We start from the raw sequence: 1,321 nt of genomic DNA on the forward strand, positions 1-1,321 counted from the left end.
AAACGACTGCACCGCCGGACGCGGCCGATCCGACGGCAGATCCAACTGATCCGGAATACCCGCCAGCATCGACTGCCAATACCCGACCTGCTGCGCCGCCAACGATTTCGGATCGGCCTCATCACCCAGCAACTCCCGCTGCCAGATGCTGTAATCCGCGTACTGCACCGGCAACGGCGCCCAACTCGGCACCTCACCCACGGCACGAGCCGCGTAGGCGATCATCACGTCCCGGGTCAGCGGCGCCACCGAGGCGCCGTCGGCCGCGATATGGTGCACCACCATCGCCAGCACGAATTCACCGGCGGCATCGGATGCTTCGCCGATATCGCCCGCACCCCGCACGCGCAACAGTTCGACCCGCAGCGGCACCTCGGCAGCCACATCGAAACCGGCGGATGCCAACTCCGCCACCGCCGGAACAACGTCCTCGGCAGCCACCGAACGCACCTGCAAACGCGGTGCGGCATCCCCGGCCGGCAATACCACCTGAACCGGACCCGATTCGGTCTCCGGATACACCGTCCGCAGCACTTCGTGCCGGGCGACCACATCGGCGACCGCCGCGCGCAGGGCCTCCACATCCAGATCGCCGGACAGGCGGAGCGCCAGCGGCAGGTTGTAGGCCGCCGAGCCTCCGTCGAAGCGGTTGAGGAACCACATGCGCTGCTGTGCCGGCGACAGCGGCACCGCTCCTTCGGTCTCGCCCGAGACCGAAACCCGCGTCGGACGCGGCCGCCGCACCAATGCGGGGCGTCCGCCGTCGCCGGCGAGCTGTTCGACCCGCACGGCCAGACCGGCCACGGTCGGCGCCTCGAACAGCGCACGCACCGGCACCGTGGAATCGAGTGCGGCACCGAGCCGGGCCGCGGCCTGGGTCGCGATCAGCGAGTTACCACCCAGGGCGAAGAAATCGTCATCGGCACCGATCCGCTCGATACCGAGAATGTCGGCGAACACATCCGCCACGATCTGCTCGATCGGCGTCGACGGCGCCCGGAACTCCCGGGTCTCGAACACCGGGGCAGGCAGAGCCTTACGATCCAGCTTGCCCGAAGTGTTCAACGGGAACGCGTCCAGTTCCATGACCACGGCGGGAACCATGTAGACCGGCAGCACACCACGGAGGGAGTCCAGTAGAGCAGCCGATTCGATCTGCTCTCCGGGTGCGGGCACCACGTAGGCGACCAACTGCTCACCCAGATCCGAGGCCGCGACCGTCACCACGGCCTGGCTCACCACCGGCTGCGCCAGCAGCGCCGACTCGATCTCACCCAGCTCGATCCGCTGACCACGGAACTTCACCTGGAAATCGGTACGA

At 67.9% G+C, this 1,321-nt stretch carries 1 protein-coding gene; it reads right to left on the reverse strand.

The annotated features are described in order from the left end of the window. On the reverse strand, nt 1–1,305 hold a 1,305-nt coding region (locus tag IG75_RS0135550), incomplete at its 3' end, for a condensation domain-containing protein (protein WP_425600716.1). Nucleotides 1,306–1,321 lie beyond the last annotated feature (16 nt).

The organism is Nocardia rhamnosiphila NBRC 108938, from assembly GCF_000720425.1.
Classification (GTDB): domain Bacteria; phylum Actinomycetota; class Actinomycetes; order Mycobacteriales; family Mycobacteriaceae; genus Nocardia; species Nocardia rhamnosiphila.